4 protein-coding genes are annotated in these 2,047 nt (G+C 67.2%); all 4 read left to right on the forward strand.

Features of this window, described 5'->3' with window-relative positions; genetic code table 11:
* The coding region (locus N878_RS18570) for a CheW domain-containing protein (protein WP_021445081.1) at positions 1–509 on the forward strand (509 nt) is incomplete at its 5' end.
* Between the two features lie 98 nt (positions 510–607).
* Positions 608–1,087 carry a chemotaxis protein CheW gene (locus N878_RS18575; protein ID WP_021445082.1) on the forward strand — a complete coding sequence of 160 codons (480 nt, stop codon included), beginning with the start codon at positions 608–610 and terminating at the stop codon, positions 1,085–1,087.
* On the forward strand, positions 1,087–1,485 hold the full coding sequence (locus N878_RS18580) for a DUF2802 domain-containing protein (RefSeq protein WP_021445083.1): 399 nt from the start codon (positions 1,087–1,089) through the stop codon (positions 1,483–1,485). Before N878_RS18575 ends, N878_RS18580 begins: the two co-directional genes overlap by 1 nt.
* Before the next feature lie 116 nt (positions 1,486–1,601).
* Positions 1,602–2,045, forward strand: a complete 444-nt coding sequence (locus tag N878_RS18585; protein WP_031303474.1) for a rhodanese-like domain-containing protein — start codon at positions 1,602–1,604, stop codon at positions 2,043–2,045.
* The last annotated feature ends 2 nt before the right edge of the window (positions 2,046–2,047 follow it).

The raw sequence follows: 2,047 nt of genomic DNA on the forward strand, positions 1-2,047 counted from the left end.
CGGCACAGCCGGCCGCGCTGCAGCTGGAGGGGCGGCCGAGCTGGGCCGAGGAGCCGTTCGAGTGCCTGCTGTTCGATGTCGCCGGCCTGACCCTGGCCGTGCCGCTGATCTGCCTGGGCTCGATCTATCCGCTGGGGGGGCAGGAGCTGACGCCGCTGTTCGGCCAGCCGGACTGGTTCCTCGGCATCCTGCCGAGCCAGGCGGGCAACCTCAAGGTGCTGGACACCGCACGCTGGGTGATGCCCGATCGCTACCGCGAGGATTTCCGCGAGGGCCTGCAGTACGTGATCTCGGTGCAGGGCTATGAATGGGGGCTGGCGGTGCATCAGGTCAGCCGCTCGATCCGTCTCGACCCGGCCGAGGTCAAGTGGCGCAGCCAGCGCACCCAGCGGCCCTGGCTGGCCGGTACGGTGATCGAGCACATGTGCGCGTTGCTCGACGTGGCGGCACTCGCCGAATTGATCGCCAGCGGCGGCGCCAAGCGCCTCGCCGCCGGCAAGCTGCACTGAGAATTGGCGGGCCCGCGCGTGCGCCGGGCTCTAAAGTTGATGACAAGCGGGTCGACCCGCGCATGCCGCAGCGAGCGGTTTTTGACGAGGCTAGGGACATGAAGAAAAGTTCTGCACAGGGTGCCGAAGATCCGATTCTGCAGTGGGTGACCTTTCGCCTGGACAACGAGACCTATGGCATCAACGTGATGCAGGTGCAGGAAGTGCTGCGCTACACCGAGATCGCCCCGGTGCCGGGGGCGCCGAGCTACGTGCTGGGCATCATCAACCTGCGCGGCAATGTGGTCACCGTGATCGACACCCGCCAGCGCTTCGGCCTGGGCTCGGCGCCGGTCACCGACAACACCCGCATCGTCATCATCGAGGCGGACAAGCAGGTGGTGGGCATCCTGGTCGACAGCGTGGCCGAGGTGGTCTACCTGCGCCAGTCGGAGATCGAGACCGCGCCGAACGTGGGCAACGACGAGTCGGCCAAGTTCATCCAGGGCGTGTGCAACAAGAACGGCGAGCTGCTGATCCTAGTCGAGCTGGACAAGATGATGACCGAGGAAGAGTGGTCGGAGCTGGAGAGTATCTAGTGCTCGAAGCCGCCCTGATCGCCCTGGCGCTGCTCTGCGTGGCGCTGGGCATCGCCTGCCATGGCCTGTACCGCAACCAGCAGCGCATGCTGGCGGAGCAGGCCAAGTGCGATGCCGTGCGCGACGCGCGGATCAAGGAACTCGGCAAACGCCTGGATGCCTACCTGACTGGCAGCATCCGCATGGGCGAGGAGTTGCACGAGCTGCGCCGGGTGGTGGCGCCGCTGCCGGACAAGCTCAGCCAGATCGAGCAGCGCGACCCCAGCAGCCTGTCCTTCACCCAGGCCGCGCGCCTGGTCGGCATGGGCGCCAGCGTCGAGGATCTGACCCAGTCCTGCGGCCTGAGCCAGGCCGAGGCCGAACTGATCAGCCGCCTGCACCAGTCCAAGGCGCAATAACCGACGCATAGTCGTCGGCGTTCTTAAAAGCTCGTCCGATCTTCGCCAATCAATCCTAGTACGCCCCCTGGCCACGCCTAAGCTGATGCTGTAGGCATCGCCGCGGGGTGTTCGTCATGCATCGCCTGATTCTGCTGTTGGTCGGCTGGCTGCTGTGCCTGCCGCTCGCCGCCCAGGACGCGCCGCTGGAGGTACGCGGCGCGATCACGGTCAACGTGCTGCAGGCCAAGCACCTGTACGACCACGGCGCGCTGTTCATCGACGTGCGTCCGTCGCGCGAATGGGGCTGGGGCCATGTCCACGGTGCCCTGCACATGGACCTGGCCGGGCGCTTCGCCGGGCTGCAGCAGGGGCACTGGCCGCGCGAGCTGCCGCTGGTGATCTACTGCGACAGCGAGGTCTGCCCGCAAAGCGCGCAGGCGGTGCAACAGGCGGTGGCCTGGGGCTTCAGTCGGGTGTTCTATTTCCGCGGCGGCTACTTCGCCTGGCAGCTGTTCGACTTCCCCAGCGGCAAGGGCGCGGCCGGCGAGGCGCTGGCGGTCAGCCTGCCGGTCCCTTGAGC

Source organism: Pseudomonas sp. EGD-AK9, assembly GCF_000465935.2.
GTDB lineage: Bacteria > Pseudomonadota > Gammaproteobacteria > Pseudomonadales > Pseudomonadaceae > Aquipseudomonas.

What these genes read in the sequence shown, in the direction of transcription:
- N878_RS18575 (WP_021445082.1), top strand. Translation starts at nt 608, where the DNA reads ATGAAGAAAAGTTCTGCACAGGGTGCCGAAGATCCGATTCTGCAGTGG.
- N878_RS18585 (WP_031303474.1), top strand. Translation starts at nt 1,602, where the DNA reads ATGCATCGCCTGATTCTGCTGTTGGTCGGCTGGCTGCTGTGCCTGCCG.